The sequence below is a fragment of the Pseudobacteroides sp. genome (assembly GCF_036567765.1).
In the GTDB taxonomy this organism is placed as follows: domain Bacteria; phylum Bacillota; class Clostridia; order Acetivibrionales; family DSM-2933; genus Pseudobacteroides.
Window position 1 is genome coordinate 1 of the sequence record NZ_DATCTU010000086.1, and the last position, 23039, is coordinate 23039.

At 40.3% G+C, this 23039-nt stretch carries 1 protein-coding gene; it reads left to right on the forward strand.

Features of this window, described 5'->3' with window-relative positions:
- Window positions 1–45 precede the first annotated feature (45 nt).
- The gene (locus VIO64_RS13030; protein WP_331918884.1) at window positions 46–23010 is read left to right on the forward strand and encodes a CARDB domain-containing protein; all 22965 of its coding nucleotides are present in this window, start codon (window positions 46–48) and stop codon (window positions 23008–23010) included.
- Window positions 23011–23039: the final 29 nt, after the last annotated feature.

Here is a 23039-nt window from a genome sequence, read left to right on the forward strand (position 1 = left end):
ACATATTCATATAATAACCATACTGAAAACTTAACAGCAGGTATCATGGAAGTAAAGGGAGATTTTATACAGAGATCATACAGTTATTCAGACTATAGATATAACTTTAGTGCGGGAGGAACACACAAAGTAATATTAAGCGGAACAGCATCACAAAAGATTGACTTCCAGTACCCTGCCGCTTCTCACTTTAACATATTGGAGATAAAGAATACATCAGGACAGTTAGTGTTTGTTAGTGATCTCAATGTAAACAAGCTTATAACTAATGTAAATACATTAAATAATATTACAGTAAATGCCATGAATTGGGTACTTAACGAAGATGTTGTAATATCAGGGAACTTGAATCTGGCAGGAAGTACAATTGATTTAAATGGTTACAAATTAACTGTTGCAGGAAGTGTAATTCAATCAGGCGGAACCATGAACATAAATGGGGGACAGCTGATAATTGCAAAGGATTACAGGATAGAGAACAATGGAAGTTATGTATCTGCAAATTTGTTGATGAAAAATGAAGCAGACTTTGTAAAAGTGGGAGGAAGCTTTACAACATTTTCATATAACAATCATTCAGAACATTTGACGGCAGGTGTTTTGGAAATAAAAGGTGATTTTGTGCAGAGGGCATACAATTATACTGACTATAGATACAACTTCAATGCCGGAGGAACACACAAAGTAATACTAAGTGGGACAACATCACAAAAGGTTGATTTCCAATATCCTGCTTCATCTCGCTTTAATATATTGGAGATAAAGAATACATCAGGACAGATAGCGTTTGCAAGTGATATTAGTGCAAATAAACTTGTGACAAACGGCAATTTAATGCCTTCATTGACAGTAAATGCAAGGGAATGGACGCTTTATGAAGATACTATTATTGCGGGAAACCTTAATCTTGCCGGAAGCAGCATAAATCTGAATGGCTATAAGCTCACAATTAAAGGCAATTTGATACAGACAGGCGGAACCATGAATATAAATGGCGGTCAGCTTATAGTAGAGAAGGATTACAGGATAGAGAACAACGGAAGCTATGTGTCTGCTGTATTGGCTATGACGAATAAAGAGGATTATGTTAGGGTAGAAGGTGCATTTACAACCTATTCGTATAGTAATCATTCAAGTTACCTTACTGCAGGTACAATGGAGTTAAAGGGAGATTTTATACAAAGAGCATATGGCAGTTATTCTGACTATAGGTATAATTTTGCAGCAGGAGGAACCCACAAAGTTATATTAAGCGGCAGCGGTGTACAAAAGGTAGATTTCCAATATCCGGGTTATTCCAAATTCAATATATTACAAGTTACAAAGCCTATTGATACAGGGTATTCCTTCACCTCAATGTCTGTATGGAATCAGCTTATAGAATCTCCGCTAGACAGCGAGGCCCCGACAATTCCTGCGAATCTTAAGATTTTGGACAAATCACACTATACAATAACCCTCACATGGGAACCTTCAACAGATAATGTAAAAATGTCAGGCTACAATATATACCGTAATGGCAGCATAGTGGGAAATTCAACAGGTACAAGCTATACTGACAGAGGACTTGAGCCTGATTCGGAATATGAATATACCGTTAGGGCCTTTGACATATTCGGTAACGAGTCACAAGAGAGCAACTCTGTTACAGACAAAACATATTCCGATCCGGAGCCGCCGACTCAACCTAAAGGGCTAAAAACAGTATCAAAATCCGACAAATCAATTACTATTTCCTGGGAGGCTGCTGAAGATAACGTAGCGGTTACAGGTTATACAATATACAGGGACAAGAAAGTTGTTGCTACAACAGAGGGACTGACCTTTACCGATAAAGGATTATCTCCTGCAACAAACTACTCTTACCAGATTAAGGCTTTTGATGCAATGAAGAATTATTCACAATACAGTGTTCCTCTGTATGAGAAAACAGCCGGTGATATTGATGTGCCAACTACACCGGGTAAGCCTACAGTATCAGAGGTAACTGTAAAAACTATAAAAATTATATGGGAAAAATCAAGTGATAACTTTGTTGTTAAAGGTTATGAAATATACCGTGATGACAAATTGGTGGGAACAGCACCCGAAAATGTTTATACAGATAAAGAGCTAAAACCTTACACTACATATAAATACTATGTACGGGCTTTTGATGATGCATATAACTATTCAAGTGTCAGTGATTCAGTTTATGCAATGACAGAGAAGGACATCATTGCTCCAACTATACCTGTTAATGTGGTGCTCACTACAAAGTCAGCATCATCTGTCACAATAAGCTGGGATAAATCAAGTGATAATGTGGCTGTTAAGGGATACAACATATATCGTGACGGCAATAACCTCATAGCGACAACTGATAAGCTTAGCTATACGGATAGCGGATTAACACAGAATAAGGCATATTCTTATACTGTTAAGGCTACAGATACATCTGGAAATGAATCGGGTGCAAGCATTGAGCTTATTTGTACACCTTCAGTTCCTGATGCACCTTCCGATGTGAAGGCAGTACCGGGAATATACAGTATTGATATAGGTTGGAGTCCGGTAAAATCTGATGGGACTTCATATTATAAGATATATGTAGGAAATGAAAGCAGCAAACTTGATTTCTGGGCAAATGTTAAAAACGCAACCAAAGCAACCAGAAATGATATATTAAGCGGAACAACAATGTATTTTGCAGTAAGTGCTGTTGACATATGGGGTAATGAGGGCCCCATGACAACGGTAAGCGGTACAACAAATACCGATAAAATTCCACCAAGGATTACTTTATTCCAGCCTGCTGACGGATCCAGGCTGTCCAACAGATATGTTGCTCTTAAGGCAAACGGTACAGATAATGGTGTAATAAGCAAATTTGTGTTTGAGAGTTCCGGAGATGAAGGAAGCACATGGACAAAGGTAGCAGAAGCTGACGCTTCATATGATGAAGGCATAAAGGAATTCAAGGCACAGACACTCTTTAGTAATGACAGCATAAGCGGAAGGTATTCGTTTAGAGTATTTGCACTGGATAAAGAGGGTAATAAATCTGAGACTGTAACATATTCCATAACCCTTGATTACACAGCACCTGGGGTGCCGCAAGGAGTTACAGCAACTGCTGCTGCAGGAAGGAATGTTATTTCATGGAATAAAGTAGCTGCAGAAGATTTGTCAAAATACAGAGTCTACCGTAAAAAAGAAAATGAAAGCTTTGCAAGGATAGACACTCTAGCTTCAGATATACTCACTTACAGCGATTACAACGCTGAGATAGGTAAATCTTATGAGTATGCGGTTTCTTCGTTAGATGACTTGGGTAATGAGAGTGCTTTATCACAACCGGTGCTGGTTACCACAGTTAATTTTACACCTACGCTGCTGCTTACTCCTCAAAAGGCAGGACCGGAGGCACAGCTTTCCTTTAGCGGTAAAGGCTTTAAGCCTCTAGAAGCAGTAGATCTTTACATTGATGGAGTTTATCTTGTAAGTGGAAAAGCTGATCAGAATGGAGATACCATAATCACATGGAGGTATGTAAAGAATGTAACTCCTGGTGAGCATAAGTTCATGTTAAAAGGAAAGACCAGCCTCACTCAGGCTGAAACAGGATTTACTGCTCTTGTTGATCTTTTGGAAGCACCAACAGGCCTTACTTCATCAGCAGGTCAGATTGAGATAAACCTTAGCTGGACTGCACCTAAGGGGACTATTGCATATTACAGAGTATACAGAAAAATGGCCGCGGAAGAACTGAAGGTTATATTTGATAATGTGAAGGTTACAGGAATCAAAGACATAAATGTATTAAAGGATGTAGATTACCAGTACCAGGTGTCTGCTGTTGACATTTATGGAAATGAGGGAAGCTTATCAACTGCTTTAACTGCCAAACCTTTACCCGACAGTGAGAGTCCTTCCATCACAAGCCTTACCGCTTCACGTCAAGGAGAGTTGTTGAAGCTTTTCTATGGAGTACAGGATAACGTAGGAGTAACCGAAATAAAGCTGTACTATAAAAAAGGACTTGATGAATGGAAAGATATTGGAACGTCAATGCTGCTGCCTCAAAGAAGTACTGTTTATAGTTCGTATTTTGAATGGAACACAAAGGATATGGCAGACGGGAGTTATGAAATAAAGGCTGTTGCATATGATAAGGAAGGCAATTATAGCCACGATTATGAAATCAGCATAAAAATAAGAAATACACCGCCTGATGCTCCAAGCAAGCTTACAGCAATTGCAGGAGAACTTAAGGTTGATTTAAGCTGGACAGAGGTGGAGGACAGTGAGCTTGACAGTTACAGTTTGTATAGAAGCACAGACGGTATAAACTATGAGCCTGTTACAAAAACAAAGCTACTTTCTTACACAGACACTAAGGTTGGAGTAGGAAGTACATATACATATAAGGTAGTTGCTATTGATAAATATGGCCATGAAAGTGAGCCGGCATTAAGTGAAGTGGTAAAGGTAAAAGCAGATATAACACCTCCTGTGGTTAAAGCCATAATACCCCAGGACGGCAGCAAAATTAAAGGAAGAGTTAACTTAAGTGCTATTGCCATAGATAACTTCAACGTTAAGAATATTGAGTTTTTCTATAAATCAAATAATGATATAGACAAGTGGATTAGCCTTGGGACTACAGTAACCGGAACTATTACCTGGGATACAGCAGCCTCCGTATCTGATGGAGTTTATGGAATTAAGGCGGTTGCACAGGATGATTATCTTAATAAAGGTGAGATGATTGCAGTATACACAATAGATAATACTCCTCCAGGCATTCCATTACTTGCCGCCAGCTCTTCCGAGCTAAAGATATCCCTTACCTGGCAGGTTAGAGATACCGACAGCGACATTAATTATTTTGAGGTGTGGAGGGGAACTAATGGAGCTGACCCTGGTTCATTCAAGCAGATTGCAAGGGTAGAGGGGAAAATTTATGTTGACAATACAGCACCACTAGATAAGGACAGCTTTTATAAGGTAGTTGCCGTGGATAAGTTGAGCAACAGAAGTGAAGGTTCAAACATTGAAAAGTTAAGACCGGGCAATGACCTGACTGCTCCTGTCATAGATAAATTTGAGCCTGCAGGCGGAAGTGTGTTAAGAGGAAAAGCCCAGATTAGGCTTCATGCAAAAGACAATGTAGGTGTTAAAACCTATGAAGTTTATTTAAGAAAGCTGGATGACAACGGAAAGCCTCAGGGGGCAGGGGATTGGGGCATATTTGCAACTGTGGACAATCAGAGCCAGAACGATGCAGTTATAAGCTGGGATACCCTTTCGGTATCGGCTGAAGGTGTAGAAGCCTATGCTGACGGCATGTACGAGGTAAAGGCAGTTGCGGCAGATAAAAACAACAACAAATCGGAGAGGATAGAGACATATATATTGGCAAACAATCCTCCGGCAGCACCTGAAAAAATATATGTGGGTGCCGAAGAGTGGAAGCTAATTGTGAGCTGGTCACCTGTAGTAAGATCGGATTTTGACCATTATGTATTATACAGAAAAGAAGGAAAGGATGGGGAGTGGAGAAAGATTGTTTCCAATACAACATCCAATCTGTATATAGATTATATGAAGGATCCTTCCAAGGCATACTACTACAAGGTATCTGTTGTGAATGATCTTGGCAGGGAGAGTGCTCCAAGCTATGATTATTCAAAAGATACGTATATTGATCCGAAGATTAGCACTCATGCAATGCAGGAGACAACAAAACCCTTTATTTCTGAAATGAAACCCGCTGAAATGAGCAGGTGGAATTACAGCATACCATTAAAGGCAACAATTAATGACCCTGTAGCAGTTAAGGTATTGTACGAGTATGCATATCTTGGGGAATCTTTGGATAGTGAGCCTACAGGCAATGAAACTTGGCAGATTTTAGGTGAGGACATTTTACCTCAGTTTAAGGATCCAAGCGTTATAAACGGTATGGATTTGACAAATACATTTAGCTCAGAACTGAACTTTGATGTATCAAATCAACCGGCAGGAATATATGCTGTTCGCATTACAGCTATAAATAAAGGCGGTGTTGAGGCATCATTTACTAAGAAATATATTATTGACCGTGAAGCACCAGCAGCACCAAAGGGTCTTTCAGCAGAGAATCCTAAGACAGGTGGAGAAATAGGGCTCACATGGCTAAAAAGTAGTTCTTTGGATATTGACTACTATGAAGTATTGAGGGCTACAGAGAGCGGAGGGCCTTTTACCGTTGTTGCAAAATCAAGATCACTTGTTTACAGAGATACAGGCCTCACAAACGGTTTGGCATATTTCTATATTGTTAAAGCTGTTGACAGTGCAGGAAATAAGAGCGATGCTTCAAATCAAGTAACAGGAGTACCGACAGCGGTATGCGACCTTGCAGTGAGGGAAATCACGTTTAATCCTGAGGTTCCTATCTTTGGCAGAACTTCTCAAATAAGTGCACTGGTAGAAAATAACGGATATGCAAGGGCAAAAGGAAACGTTACATTCTACATAAATGATGGAGAATTATGGAAGTTGATGGGAAATACCAGTATAGAAGTAAGTTCATTTACAAAAGCAGAAGCAAGTATCAATTGGGTGCCTGAAAACGGCACTGAGGCACCTGTTAGAATAAAGGCAGTTGCAGACGTATCAGGAGATATATCCGATTTGGATGTAAGCAATAACCTTAAAGAAACTGAGTGCGGTTTAAACTTTGCACCCCAAGCAGCAGCGGAGCTGCCGCAAGTTATAAACTCAGGTGAATTATTCACTGCAAAAGGCTTATTGAGCAAGGATAGCGACGGAAGCATAGCAGCATACAAATGGAATATGGGTGACGGCAGCCTGAGGGAAGGGCCACAGATAACTCATATGTACCAGACACCAGGTAAATATCAGGTTACACTTACGGTGACAGACAACAATGGGGCAGAAGGAGCGGCTGCAGCTTGGATAACAGTTAATGACAGCAGGCCTGACCTTGTGGTATCGGAAGTCAAATGGAATCCAACCGATCCTAAAGAAAACGATGTTGTGAACATTACAGCTACAATAGGCAATACAGGAAAAGGGCCAAGTACAGTAGGCTTTTTGGCAGGATTCTATATTGACAACCAGTATGTTGGGTACACAAGGGTAGACAAAAACATTGAAAAAGGTTCAAGTATTGATGTTACTTTCTCCTGGGTAGCAACACCTGGTATGCATATTGTTAAGGTAGTGGCTAATGATATCTTAGACAACCTTAAAGAAACATCAAAGGCCAACAATACTGCAACTGCCGTACTTACATCAAAACAGGTAAGCTTCCCCGATGTAAGAGTGGATAAAATAACATGGTCGCCGGATAAAACCGATATTGAAAGTGAGAGTCCATTTGTATACAGAACGACTATTTCCAATGTAGGAAATGCAAATGCAGAGAAATTCTTTGTTTCACTTTATATTGACGGAAAGTGGGTTGCAAAGCAGAATGTCAATCTTTTAGGACCAGGAGCAAGCCAGGAGCTGGTATTTTCAGTTAAGCCTGTTTCGGGTAAACATGAGGTCACAATAAAGGCAGATGATCCTTCGCCTTTATTGGTCGAGCCAATAAGGGATAATAATATAAAAACTGTAACAACCTCAGAGTTTACAGTAACTTATCCCACCCTCTCGTTAAGCCCAATAACATGGCTGCCGAAGGAAACTACACTTACAGACGGAACATCTCTGACATATGAGACAAAGCTTGTAAACACAAGTACTGTAGATATTACCCATAAGTTTAAGGTAGATTTCAAGGTTGATGGACAGATTATAAGAAGCTTCAACATAGACAGACTGAATGCAGGAGAGGAAAAGGAACTGTGGACAAGGTGGTATGTACAGCCTGGACCTCATACTGTAAGCATAACAGCCGATCCTGATTCCACTGTTACAAACAGCGTTTATGGTGCACATGTTGAGGCTGCAGTTTCAAACCTTAATATAATATATCCTGATCTTAATATAACTGATGTCCAGTGGTCGCCGCTCAATGTAAGGTATGGAGAGCCTGTTTCCTTTGTTGTTCGTGTCAGCAATCAAAGCGTAACATCAATCTTTAACAAGTTTAATGTTGGGCTTTATGTTGATGGAAAGGCTGTGGCAGGAAGTGCTGTTGAAGGCTTAAGGGGACACAGCACAGCTATAGTGGGTATTAAATGGGAACCTAAGGACACAGGTATACACAATGTAAAGATAGTTGTAGACAACTTTAATGAGGTTAGGCAATCACCTATTGGTGATGGAGTAAGACGAACATGGGAAAGAAGCTTTGAAGTAGCGGACAGACTTGTGATAGAGGCTCATCCGAATGAGGAGGATATAAGCGAGGATCTTGGATATGTCCTGTGCTCCCTGATTGAAGATTATATGCCAATGACTGTATCCGCCAGAAAAGCAAGTGACAAAAACAAACTTTTAGGCCCTGAGAGCGATATATATGCAAGATACGAATTAAAACAGGGTGAAAATGTTGTTTTATCTGACATAATAGGATTTGATCCTGTTACAAGAACTTATAAGGGACAGCTGCCGCTTAAATTATTAAAACCTGGAGTATATAATCTTAGTATTGAAGCAGGAGATGCGGTTGAATCTTATACAACTACCTGCAACTTGGGGGTTCTTTTACAAAAGGATCTGGACATAACAATAGAAGCCGAAAAACAAAATTATAATGCCAACGATAAAGTGCATATATCGGGTTACTTTAAATACAAGGATGGCAAGCCTCTTGCAAATTCCAAATTAGTATTGGATTTACAGCTCGAGCCTGAATCGGATGATCCTAGAAGGCCTTGGAAGGCAGAACATATTTTGACCCTGGAAACAGATGAAAACGGTCACTTTAAACACGATTTCATACCTGTTACAGCAGAAGCAGGGAAGTGGAACGCTTATATAATTGCCTTTGACAAGCTTTTAAGCGGGGCAGGTTTTACCACATTTACGGTATATGGTATGACTGCTTCACCTTCCAATCTTTCAGTTACTGCATCAAAGAACTCGCAGTTCTCAAGGGTTATAAGCATTAAGAATACTGCTGACTCCGGAGAAGCAAGCCTTACCGGCTTAAGTGCGGTACTTAGAAACCTGACTCCAAATAGTAAGGTTAATGCTGTAATAGATACATCAACACTTAAATCCACATTAAATCCGGGAGAGTCCAGCAGTGTTGTTTTAAACGTCAACACACCACTTGATGTGGCGGATACAGCTGAGTATGAGATTATATTCAGCAGCTCGGAAGGTCCAAGCACCATATCAAGGATAAAGCTAAATTTAAGGCCGGCAGTGCCGATACCTGTTACTGATCCAAAGGGAATTGATATAGGTGTTAACCCTGGTTCAAATATTATAAGGACTGTAAAGGTTATTAATAAGGGCCTTGGGACTATGAACAACATAAGGCTTGAGGCACCCGCTTCAATACCGTGGATTAAGCCATTTAATTTAGGAAAAACAAGCCTTGCCCCAGGTGAGGAAACCAGATTTAGTATTTCAATAAATCCGCCTCAGGGAACAGCACTTGGACAGTATCAGGATGTTATTACGGTGACGGACGGCAAATATAAGGCAGTTGTCACAGTAGCAGCGGAGGTTTCCACCATCAACACAGGCTCGGTATCATTCCTTGTAACGGATGACTCAGGTGCACGCGTTGCAGGTGCAGAGATCAACCTTGTAGGTAAAGACCCTTATATCCAGTCGAGAAACGGGCAGGAAATAACATATTATCAGCACTTCTACGGAAGAACAGATGTAAACGGATTTGTTACATTTGAAGATAAACCAATAGGTGAGTATACATATTACGTACAGGCACAGGGACGTATCAAGCTTTCAGGAACTGCAAATATAATGCCTAAATCTGAGGCTTCTATGGTAGAAGTAAAGATGGAAGTAATGCCGGTTCAGATTGAATGGACAGTGGTTCCTACAACTATACAGGATAAATATGATATTAAGCTGGAAATGAACTTTACACCGGCAAATATTCCAACGCCTAAGTTTGGACTTGTGCCGCCTTGGATTACCATACCCAAACAGGTAACCGGTCCTGTTTATCTGGAAGCTACCGTTATAAATACTGGTATGGTACCTATAATAGATGCAGTAGCTACAGTAATCCGTGAAAGCTCCAAGGATACCGGTATAAGTATTGTTGGCGGAGGATATATTGGAGAAATTCCTGCACATGGAAGCACAAAGATAAAGATAAAGGTTGATCCGGGCTACTATAACCTTAAGTTTGGCATAAAAGATTTTGGACAGGAGGATAAGGCTCCTAACAGGATCCATATAATGGGTAACTATGTAAGCTTTGATAATGATACAGGGCTTCCAATGGATCCTCCAGGTAAGGTAGAGACAAACCTTGCACTCTGCAATCCTGGAGAACAGAAGGCCAAGGTGGCAATAACCATTCCAAGTCTTGGAGGTACTAAGGAAGAAGAAATACAGATGCCTGAGGGCCAGATGGAGGAGCTTGACTATTTAAATTCAATGGACGGCTTTGGAGGAGGTTCAGGCAGCGGAACTGTTAACGGAATAATTGCTTTAAAGCTTGACCAGACTGCGACTTTGGAAAGGCAGGCGTTTAACGCAACATTGAAGGTAACAAACGGTTATCCGGTTTATTCATTGCAGAATCTGTCTGTTAGGGTGCAGATAACCGACACTGAAGGAAACGACGTAACAAACAAGAACTTTATTATTCCGACAAGCCTTTCGGGAATATCAAGCCTAGACGGCTCTTCGAGCCTCGCATCAGGCCAGGGAATGCTGTCCACATGGCAGCTTATACCGGGTGAAGGCTTAGGAGGTACTAATCTTTCAGGTAGGGTTTATCTGGCAAAAGCAGTCATTTCATACTATCTTAATGGGAAGTATGTAGAAACTACTACAAAAGCAGAGGAGATAACAATCTATCCTCAGCCTAAAATAAAGCTTCATTATTATATACCTCAGAAAATTACTGCAGGGGTTCCCTTCAGGCTGGGGATTATTGCAGAGAATACAGGTGATGGAATTGCAAAAAACCTTACAGTTGAATCAGGTCAGATTGAAATAAGCTCAAACAGAATAGGCCTTGATACAAACTTTAAAATAATAGGAACATCATTTGGCTTAAGCACCGATACAAGCTTTAAGATTAGTCTAGGCGACATCAAGCCACGCAGCAAGGTTAGCGGGTACTGGATGGTCAGATGGGAAATGTATGATGAAGGACCTAGCGGCAAGCCATTAGAGGGAGAGTTTAAGAACTTCAAGGCAACCCTCCATCATCAGGATTATAAAGGAGTGCAATTGAACCCTTTAATTACAGGGGTTACAACTGAAATAATCGGGAAGGATAACGTATTGTCCGATCCCAATGATCCTGATAACTCCCTTACCCTTGTAAACGTCGGAGATACAGGCTTCCCAAGTTATCTGCTGAACCTAAAGACAGGAATGCAGATACCCATATACGTTCCGCAGGGCCTTAATATTTTAAAACAGCCGGGAATAGGTGAAAGCCTGCTTAAGTTTGAAGTTCCGGCCCTCACAGGTAACCCTGATGCACAGGGTGCTCCAAGGTACCAGGTGCTTATGCTTAAGGACCCGATGCCAAAAGCCAATGTAAGCAGTGTTACAAGAGCGGTATACACAGAGAAAAATGAAATAGCTACTTTAAGTAAAGTAAACTGCTGGAAGGATAGCGGTAATATCTACATCGTAGATGAGATACCTGTATATAATGTTAAGCCACAAGGCTACCCAGAAAGCCAGGCAAGGTATTACCATAAACCTGTCTATACCGTAGACTTCAGATCCGGTTCCGTAATAAGTGCTGTAGAATACTCCCAAATCATTTATGACGTTGATCAGAAGGATCTGGATAAGATTAAGAAGAAGGTCTATTATGACGTGGGTCACTATCCTGATGAAGGTGATACCTTTACAATAAGGGCCAAGGTTGAAAACAAAGGCAATGATATAGAAAGCGGTACTGTTGAGTTCTTTGCTGCAGGCGGTGACATAAAGGGTGAGATAAAAATTGGTCAGGCAAATTTCAGCGGCCTCCAGCCACTTCTCACAACCTATGTCTACATTGACTGGACCTATAGTAAGGGCGGAAAATACAACGTTACTGCAAGAGTTTCGGGCAGCACTTTAAAAGAAGCTTCTAAAGATGCAGTAGTTCGCATAAACAGCAAGCCTTATGCTGATGCCGGTGTGGACTTTTCTGAGGACGTTTTGAAACCCGCTCACTTTGACGGGTCACGTTCATATGACAAGGATGGATATATACAAAGCTATATTTGGGAATTTGGCGATGGAGAAACGGCTTCAGGGGTTACACCAAGCCATAAGTACCTGCATTCAGGAACCTACAAGGTTAATCTGACCGTGATGGACAATAACGGTGCAGAAACTGTATCGCAGATGCAGATTACCGTTAATGAAACAAGGGCTGACCTTAGAGTTACCGGAATTGTTCTTGACAGCGATTCACCCAAGGAAGACCAATTACTTTCTGTTACAGGCTCGGTATATAATGCAGGATATATTGAAACGGATAAACCGTTTTTGGTAGGATTTTATGTTGATGGTGTTTACAAAAACTATGTAAAGATAACTGAGAAGATAAAGCCCGGGGAAACCAAGAAGGTTAGTTTCAGCTGGAAAAATACAGTAGGAAACCACATGCTAACCATTATAGCCAATGATATGGGTCATCCTGTGGATGAGGCAGACTTTGACAACAACCAGCTAAGTAGGCCCATAGATACCAAGACTGCTCTATTCCCCAACCTTAAGGTAGCAGAAGTTAAATGGTCTGGAAATGAGGAGGGTATCTTCGATTGGAATGAGGAAGTGAGCCTTGCAGTTACTGTAGAAAACAATGGATCTTCTAAGGCCGGCAAGTTCTCGGTTGCACTGTTTGAAGATGGTGAACTTATAAAAACCCAGATGGTTAATGGCTTGTCACAGTCTGAAGGATCAAATAAAACAACTCTGACATTTAAATTTAATGTCGTTAAGGAAGGTGTCCATAAATACAAGGTTGTTGCAGATGGACCGATACCACATATAGTTGAAGGCGATAAGACTGACAACACAAAAGAAATAACAACACCTAAGATCAGGTTCAGATACCCAGATCTCAAGGTAGAAAAGCTCTCCTGTAATCCGGAAGACGGCAATTTGCAGCCTGGACAGCCGATAGTCATAACCGCTTCCATACTAAATGGCGGTTATGCAGCAGTAAATAAAGGGTTTAAGGTTAGTTTCTATGCCGATGATGCCTATATAGGCACAAAGGAATATACTAGTCTTACCGTAGGACAGAGTAGTTTTGTGTCCTTATCTTGGGATAGACCTGTTCCGGGAACTCAGTACATTGAAGCAGTAGTGGATGAGAGCAATGAAATAAATGAAGCAGATGAAGACAACAACAAAACAAGGTTTATATACTCCAAATTAAATGTGCTTCTTCCGGATCTGGTTATTGAAGGCATAGAAAACAGCCCAGAGAAAGGCTCAGTACGTTTTGGAGATACCGTTACAAGTACAATCAGACTTAAGAATAAGGGAAATGCTGCAATAAATAAGCCTTTTACTACTACTTTATATATAAATGAAAAGCTTGTTGGAAGCTTTGTTTTATCAAAAGTCATGCAGCCTGGGGATACGGCATCTGGGGTAATAACCTGGAATGCTATATATACCCCTACATTGGCAGCTTACAAAATGACAGCCTATGCAGACGCTTACAGCAGTATTTATCTCAAAGATAGAAACAACGCAAAATATACAACAGACTATAAGGTAAATGGAATTTTAAACCTTAAAGCGGATAAACTTAACGATGCCTATACCGTAGAGGAAAAACCTTTGATAAGTGTTGCTGTTACCTCTACCGATGAACCTTGGAGGCCTCTTGGAAAGAAAGAAAGTGTTACAGCTTCGGTTTATATGTATGAGGTGACTGACGGGGAAGAAGGATTTAAACCGGAGGATCTTAAATTTGTAAAAGTAATGAGTTATAACCTGACAGAAGGAAAATTCCAGTACAGGGTTAACTCCGAAGGCCCGGATAGCAAGCTTGCCCCGGGTATCTACAGTGCAGTTATATCTGTATCTTATGGTTCAGAGCAAAAGAGTATCACCGTACCTTTAAGGTTTATTGAAGACTACCATGTAGCAGTAAACGCATCCAAGAAGACTTTTGGCCCTGATGAGCCTATTTATATATCAGGTCGAATAACCCATAAAGACGGAACACCAATTCAGGGAGCTGATGTGACCGTTAACATTGTAGGTGAAGAGGAATGGAAGGCTAATGTAAAAGCTGATGAAGAAGGAAAATTCAACTACATTTTCCAGCTTGATGAGGGCTATGGCGGAAGCTATTCATTAAAGTCAGTAGCAAAGGTAAACGGTGCCGTAAAGGCAAGTGAACCAGCGGTATTTTACGTTGAAGGGCTTTTGGTAAAGGCAAGGAAAAAGACTGAGCTTACTGCAGGATATGATATCCAAATACCCGTTACAATAGGAAATGTGGGTACTCTTCCTTTAACAGGAGTTAAGATAAGTAAAAAGTGGCTTACTGATGGTGATGGAATGACCGCACAAATCATCGGAGAAGTGCCGGAAAAAATAGAAGCGGGTAAGAGCACTGATGTTACGCTTCATGTGGATTTCAATGAATCTGTTACTCCTGGGGCTAAGTACCTGGAATTTACAGTAAATAGTAATGAGGGCTACAGCAAGTCGGTAACCCTTGAAGTATATGCTGTTAAGGCAGTTGCAATTCAGAAAGTTGAAGTATTGGTTGGGCAGGATGATAAAGACGGCGGCATTATCAAAAATGAAGTAAATGCTTCCCTTAGGACTGGAAATACTGTGACTTCTCTTATGCGAATCACAAACACAGGTACAGCATCAATTAAGAATATAGAGGTTATAGGTCCCAAAAAACTGCCGTGGGTATTTATAACAACATCTGGGGCCGATCTGGTGCTTCCTTTGAACAAAGGTCTTTCACTAAGGGATAAAAACGGTCATGCAGTAGTGAACGTCAATATATCCCCTGATGAATATGTCCAAAACGGTATATATAATGATGTAATTACCATTAAGTCCAATGGGGGAATTACCGAGATACCGATAAATGTTTATGTTGGAGCTTCAAGCATTGGAACGGTTGTAATACAGACACTTGATGAGGATTCATACCTTGTGGAAAATGCAAAGGTAGAGCTTATAGGCCCCATGACGACAAAAGGCCTGCAAAAGGTGAAATCCGAGCTTTATGTTCCGGTAAAGGGTAAGGACTCAACCTTCAAATTTGAGAACATCCCTGCAGGGGTTTATACACTAAAGGTCGAGGCTCCTTATCATAAGAGTCTTGAGACCAGCTTTGAGGTGCCTGCTATCATAGATTTTGAGCCGCAGAAGGTAAAGCTGGAGACAATGCCGTTCTCCTTCCAGTGGAATGTAGAGACAATAAAAGAGGCCGAGAACACAGAAGGCCAGCTTAGAGAGCCAGTTATAGAAGCACTTTTAGGACCTGCACCTATAATACCGAAGCTTGTGAGCAATGTTCCGGGTTATGAGCTTTACACAAGTCAGATGTTGAGAAACATGTCTACTGTTGTAGCCATAAAGAACCAATCGGTGTTCCAGTCGGTCTATAATGTAGAGGCACAGCTAATCTATAATGATGAAACACTGCCCGATGGCTATGCAGTACTCGATAAGGGAGCGGTAAACAGCAAAACCCTTCAGCTTGGGGATTTTAAAGCCGGGGAAATAAAAGACTTCAAAATATACATAGATGATCCAAAGATCTACGATATAGCGACTGTAGAGGCTACCGAAGAGGCTGGTATATACCTTGTCAAAGTACCTGCAGGAGTGTCAGAGAGACAGTTTGATTACTGGATAAAAGGCCAAAATGATATTTCAAGAGATCACATTAATAAGCTTTCATATGATGCTGCGAAACAGACATTTAAAATAAGATACAGTGATGGAGAAGACAACAAGTACCCGAGCACCAGCATATGGATTCCAAAGTTCTATGGCAAAAGCTACAAGTTCAGTCTTTCATTGCTTCTTAAGGGAACAAGGACTAACGAATATGGATATGAAGAAGCTGTCACGTTGAAAGTTCCTGTAAGGGTGTTCTTCAAACCTTACGACATGTGGTGCGAAGAATTCAATGATTATGAGGAAAATACGGTACCCATAAGAGCGGCGTTTAACCCAGTAAGAATGAAGGATTATGAGCCCCGTATTTATCATTTAAGCAAGAGCTTTGTTGACTTTATAGGCATGAATGCTCCGGATGAACCTGAAAAGATGGGCCAGGCCCTTGGAAGCTTTGAGTTCTCGCAGGGTGCTGTTCAGTCTGATGAGGTTTTTGGAACCGACTTTGTTCTTTTCAATCCATCTAAGCTAGATGAAATAAGGGATGCAAGCTTGGAGCTCATAATTACAGACAAGGAACTCCTAAGTGACGGAAGACCTCCTGAAGGAGCAAAGCTTCTTAACAAGTACTTTAATATTTACAGCAGCCAAAGCATGGTAGATAAAGATGGAAATCCTGTTATGGGTATAACACAATCAGACAGGGTATACATTGATTCACTAGCTCCAAATTCAAGAGAGGAAGTAAGCTTCAAGCTCCAAAGAAAGACCAGTGAAATGGACTATGACCAAGACCCGGGTGATGGTATAGGAAAGACATTTATATATGTAAGGTACAACTTTAAAAAGGGTAATGATACTGTAAGCGGAATATCAAAGCCGAGAACTGTTGAAATTGAACCACCTTCAAAGATATACCTGAGCTATGAGTTTGAAAAAGTTTCAGATACTATCTATGAAATAACTGCTAAGGCAACAAACGCAGGCCTGGGTAAATCCAGGGGCTTAAAACTTTTACCTCCAAGAATAAGGAGCTCGGAAAGTATAAATATACTGGGAGGAAAAGTGGGGGACGGAGCCTGGGATTATAATGTAACATACTTGCAGTTGGGGGATATTTTACCCGGTCAAACTGTTACAGCAAAATACAGGATTTCAACCACAGGTCCTATTGATCTTGCCCAGAGTACAAACTTCGAGGTCATAGAGCAAAAGTCATCAGGAAAAATCATAATTACTCCTTTAAAGTTTGACAAGGTTACCGGCCCAGGCGAATTTATAGAGCTTGAAAGACAGTTGGAGAGGCTTAAAGGTAACATGGGCGTACTTATAGACAAAAATACAGATGACCTTGCAAGGGCTATGACTGAGACTATGGAGTACGTAAAAGACCTTGATTCCAACAGGAGATTCTCGGCAGTTTTAGATCTTATAAACGTAGGGTTCGGCTCTATTTATAGCGGCGTTAATCTGCTCTTAAGCCTCAATGATTTAGCCAAATCCGCTTCAAACAATGCACTTAGGATAAGCGATGCAGCTAACAGTGTTAGGGTTGCCAGTAAACTTGGGAACAGTAGAATAATTGAAAATGTGAATAAGGCACTTAAGATAGTCAATAATATTTCTGCTACTGTCAATAGAATCGGGACTGCAGTAAGTATTTATCAAAACATCAGAAAACTGATGGATGAAGTGGAAAACGAATTATATAATCAGTATATCCAGCAGTCAGTATCAAAGATATCGGCTGTTACCAAGAACCTGTCTGATTTCCAAATAGTTTCAGGAAGTCAAGCAGATAACCTTTACAGGTATATTATAGACAGGATACAAGAGGATAGAACCATTGTACAGCACTCTGAAGCAATATATGTCACTGAAAGACTTGTACAGACTTGGGAGCGTGAAACCGGTAACAGTCTCGGACATTCAGGAAGTTCTACCCTTTATGTTGCTGGAAGTAAGACTATTATTACAGAAAGAAGCTATAATTCATGGAGTGTCAGAGTAAGTAACAGGGTAGAAGTTGGTTATGCCGATTCAGATGGCAGAAGTTCACGATTAGTCAGCTTAAGTGAAAGTTTTACCGAGATAAGAGAAGACATTGACAGAAGTGAGCGTGTAATAACGAGAGTCAATGAGAATGCTTCGTACTATACAGAGGGAAGTACGGCCAGACAATTAAATCCTGAAATGATAAGCGACATAAATAATGCACCCAATGATGAGGGTATCTATAGAGATGGAAATACGGTTTACATTACATCGGATTACATTAACAGATGGAAGCTAAGGAATGGGAAACAGCCTGCTGGACCGGATGTGATAGAAACGCCGTACAGAAGTGGAAATGTTATCTATGTGCCAGAGAGCTATTGGGGAAATCCTGATATTAGTGTTTCAAGCTATGCCAGTGAAGTTACCCAAATAAGGGCCCGTATAGAGCCCAAGCTCGAAAATATTAAGTCAACTATAGGGGAGTTAGATGGAAGTGCTGAGAGAAGAAGAAGACTGTTTGAATCTATTGACAGTTATATGGGACTCTTAGACAGCTCACTGTCATACTGTAACAGTCTTATTGATCTTAAAAATGCTCTGCAGAACATTGAAAACGTGAGGTATAACCTCGATAATTTCATAGGTGAAGCCGACAAGGCAATGCAGCAAGCTGTTGACTCGGCAACTGAGACTGAAGCCGAAACAGAAACCAGGCCTAAAGAGGATGAAGAAGAAAGAAATTATGGAAAGGTATACTCAGTATTGTTTACAGGAGATGCCCAGAGTGATGCAGAAAATGCATTAATGGAAAACCTCAGAGCAACTGGAAGCCTTGATAAACTTGACAGCGATACCTTAAAGGTTGCACATCATGGAGGCAGAGATTCAACACAAGCACAGTTTTTACAAAATGTAACCCCGGATGAGTCTGTGATTTCTGTAGGAGAGGTAAATGACTATAACCACCCTCATGCTGAAACGCTTTCAAGGCTTGATGCATCAGGGACAACCACTTATATGACTGACGAGAACGGTAATGTTGAGACTTATATATACAATAATGCTACAAACCAATTGGCAGCTAAGGTTTCATTCCTTGATGTGGATCAGGGGGATTGTATACTGATAGAAGCAGGCGGAAACAGAATGCTTATAGATGCTGGTGCGGGCAAAGGGAAATATCCTTTGACAAGGGCAGACTTTAGCAGAATAGATGCTATAGACAACTTAAAGTACCTTGTGGTTACACACCCGGATTCAGATCACTATAACTATTTAAACAAGAGGCTGTTCAAGCAGAACAATCCTATAAATGTTACAGGTAATGTATTCATACCTATGGTTGATAATAGAGTTACAACTGATACCTATAATGACTTTGAAAGAGATATTAAAAACACGTATCAGGACAAGTGTGTAGTAGTTGGAAGTAATATGGCAGGAAGAACATTTAGCCTTGACGACCAGGGAGAGATTAGCTTTGAGATACTCGGGCCTGTAAGAAACTTCTATGCTACAGGATCAAAAAAGGAAGTGAATAGCAATAACTCATCCATTATTTTGAAAATGGTTTATACTCCAAGAAGTCTTGGCACAGGAGATGATTCAAGCAGCGGAATTAGGGTAGTTACCCATTACACTGTCATGGAAAACGGAAGGGCTGTGGAGAGAGAAAATATTAGGGATATTGTCGGTATGGGAACAGTCAGCAGCAGGGATATCAGCAATATGGTAAGCAGGCAGCAGGAGAACAGCAGTATATTAATAAACAGAGATAATTTCCAAAGTATTCTTGATAATGGATTAGGCAGCATGCAGGACCTGGATGTAAATAATAACGAAGCAGTAAGGCAGGCACTATTTACAGCACTTGTAAAAATGGTTGAAAATCAAAGGAAAGCTTCATCAAGTGGTGCACCGGAAGATACCTATGCAATGGAAGATTCAACTCAAATACAGGGAAGATTGAACGAGATAATGAACAATATGCCGGAGAACACCTACCAACGAACTAAATATATAATAAAAGCCTTTTTGGAAATGGAGCTTTACAATGTTTTAACTACCAACAGAATGTATTCGGCATATGAGGAATATCTTAAAGGAGACCACAATTATGACGAGGCATTCGAAGATATTGACGGGTATGATTTGAGTGTAAGCCCTGATTTAAAGCTCAGAAAAGAATACATAAATAAAGATATAGGTAATTTGAAACAGATTTCTGGTGCTATGATCCAGCATTCAATTAATATTGTCAGAGGGTATATTTCAGGAGGCGATACACCTTCGTATTATCCTACAGACGTACTTATAAAGTACTTTAAAGACCTAAACGATCAGATTGAGTCCATTGCAGGAACTAAAGATGATCCTTACATGGGTTTTGGAAGGTACAAGAATGTAAATATAATAAACAGTAACGGAGATGAGGTGCATCCAGAGAACAAGGACCTCACAGTTATGAAAGAAAAGTACCTGAAATTTTTGGAGGATACAGGAAAAGGGTATGGTGTCATTTCGGACAGGGCAACCTTTAATGTGGCAAAGGCTTCTGTGTATGCAATAAATGCAATATTATTGCAGCCTTATAACATGGTGATGGGCTTACATCCTATCGGTGCACTTATATCAATGATACCTTCTTATGGATATGATCTTTTGGTGGAATCAATGAACAACACCGAAATGAGCATCTATAACACAGAGGTTATAATGACTCAAAGGATTGCCAGAAGTCTTGCCAATATGGTGGTAGGAACAGGGCTTTCCTATACAAGAAGTCTTGGAATTGCAGAGGCTGCCAATAATGTTATTACCAATGTAGATATCTGGAGAAAGATTGACCCGCCGCTGCCTGTTGATGTAGTGAGTATTTCAGTGCAGGATGTTAATGTTTCGGGTCAAGAAAAGGAAGGCACAGGGGAAGCTGTTTTGGTACTTAAGAACACTCATACAGGAGCTGTGTCAGCACTTATAAATATGGATGTCTTTGGAGGAAAACTGCTTTATGGAAGCTTCGTATCAGAGACTGTATCCATTAAGCCCGGTGAAACAGTTGAAATAAAGATACCGTTTAAAGTGAAGCGTTCGACACTTACAGATATTTCAGGTTATAGAAGTGTCTTCTCAATAAAGCTGTCAGAGCCAGGAACCATGACCATTGGAGATCCTAAAGGACCATACATAGCCCATTTCTTTGCAGGAAATGATAAGCAGGTGGCTTCGTTAAGAAAGAATATAAAGGTTGTACAACCAATGGGAAGAACCATAAAGCCAGGGGAAGAGGATGTGAGAGAATATATTCCCGGCAGCAATGTTAAGGAACTGAGGCTATTGGTTGCAGCAAAGAATCCTTCCGAATTGGAGCTTCATGTATATGACAAGTTTGGAAAACATGTAGGAGTAAACGGAGAAAGCTATGAAAATAAAATTTCCAACTGTGAAGTAAGTTCATTAAGAAATGACAATGACATGATTGTTATAATGAACCCGATTAACGGACCTTACAAGATTGTAGTAAAGCTTCCGGAAAGCGAAGTGGAACAGGATTACTCCTTAGAGATTGTAGAACTTGGCAATATCGGCTCGGTACCTGATGTGGATATTGCAAGGCTGATACTCAGTGATTCTAAAAAGCCTCAATTTACTGTGAATGTATTTGAAAGCTCTTACCAAAACAATATTGACAAGGTACATTTTGAGGTTCTAGACTTTAAAGATGTTGAGGGTAAGGATATAACACTTGCGTCATCTTCGTTCAAAGGTCAGGACGGAACTGACGTTACAGGTGGAATAACAACAGGAATTCCAAAGGGTATGCAGGCTTTGGTAATGGCTTCCGTGGAATTTAAGGACAATATTCCTGATGGAATTTACAACGGTAAGGTCAGAGTGACTGTAAAGGGTAGGAACTTAAATCCTGATCTGGGAATGTTTATCCAAAACTTATCGGTTACCGACAGTGTATATGGGTGGAAGTATATTGGTGGTGAAAACAATGGGCCTTATTCATTGGGATATTCAGAATATTGTATTGATATTCCAGTATCCATAGTCATTGATACCAGAGTACCTGCTGGTCCTAAAGTCAATAATGTCAGTAAGTTTATGGCAGATGATAAGTGCCAGGTACAAATTACAGGAACTGCAGATGCAGGTAACTTTGTTGAAGCTTATATAGACGGAAAGTTGGTTGCAAGTGCAGCTACAGATAAAGACGATAAATTTGATATTATATTTAGCCTTAAAGAAGGAAATCATAACTTGGAAATAATCAGCACCAATGCATTCGGTACAAGGAGTAATTCAAGTTATAAGGCTGCGATATCAGGCTCGGATATTGGGAACACAGATACAACGCCGCCTGTATTAAAAGTACCTACCGACATTACCGTTGAATCTCAAGATGCACTTACATCTGTAAATATAGGTAATGCTGAAGCTATTGATGCTTCAAAGGTGATAATCACAAATGATGCACCTGCATTATTCCCAGTAGGAACAACCATAGTTACATGGACAGCTGTTGATGAAAGCGGTAATAAAACAACCGCCACACAAAAGGTAACTGTTAATCAAGTAGTGAGAGAGTATAATATTACAGGGTACATATCAACAGATATCAGGAATATAATGGAAAGTTCAGGCATAAATGAGGGTTTCAGGGTAGAAATTGTTGGAAGTGATGTTTATGCTACTACCAAAATTGATGGATCCTTTACTCTTACTAATGTGAAGGAGAGCCTTTCAGGTTATACCTTAAGGGTTAGCAAACCGGGTTACCTAACGAGGGATATTAAAATCTCCAAGGTAACATCCGATGTAAACGTAAGCTCTAAGGAAAAGCCAGTCACATTATGGGCAGGTGACCTCAAGCAGGATAATATGATAAATATGGAGGATGTTGTTAAGATTGCGGTAGAATTCAATACTAACTATAAGGATGCAGGATTTAAGTACGAGTACGATCTTAATAAGGATAATTGTATTAATATAATGGATTTTGTAGCTATCGCAAGGAATTTTAATTCGAATTCCAGTGATTATCCACAAGTTAGCGTGAATTAGTGAATTAGCATTATATAAAGCCAAAGGAT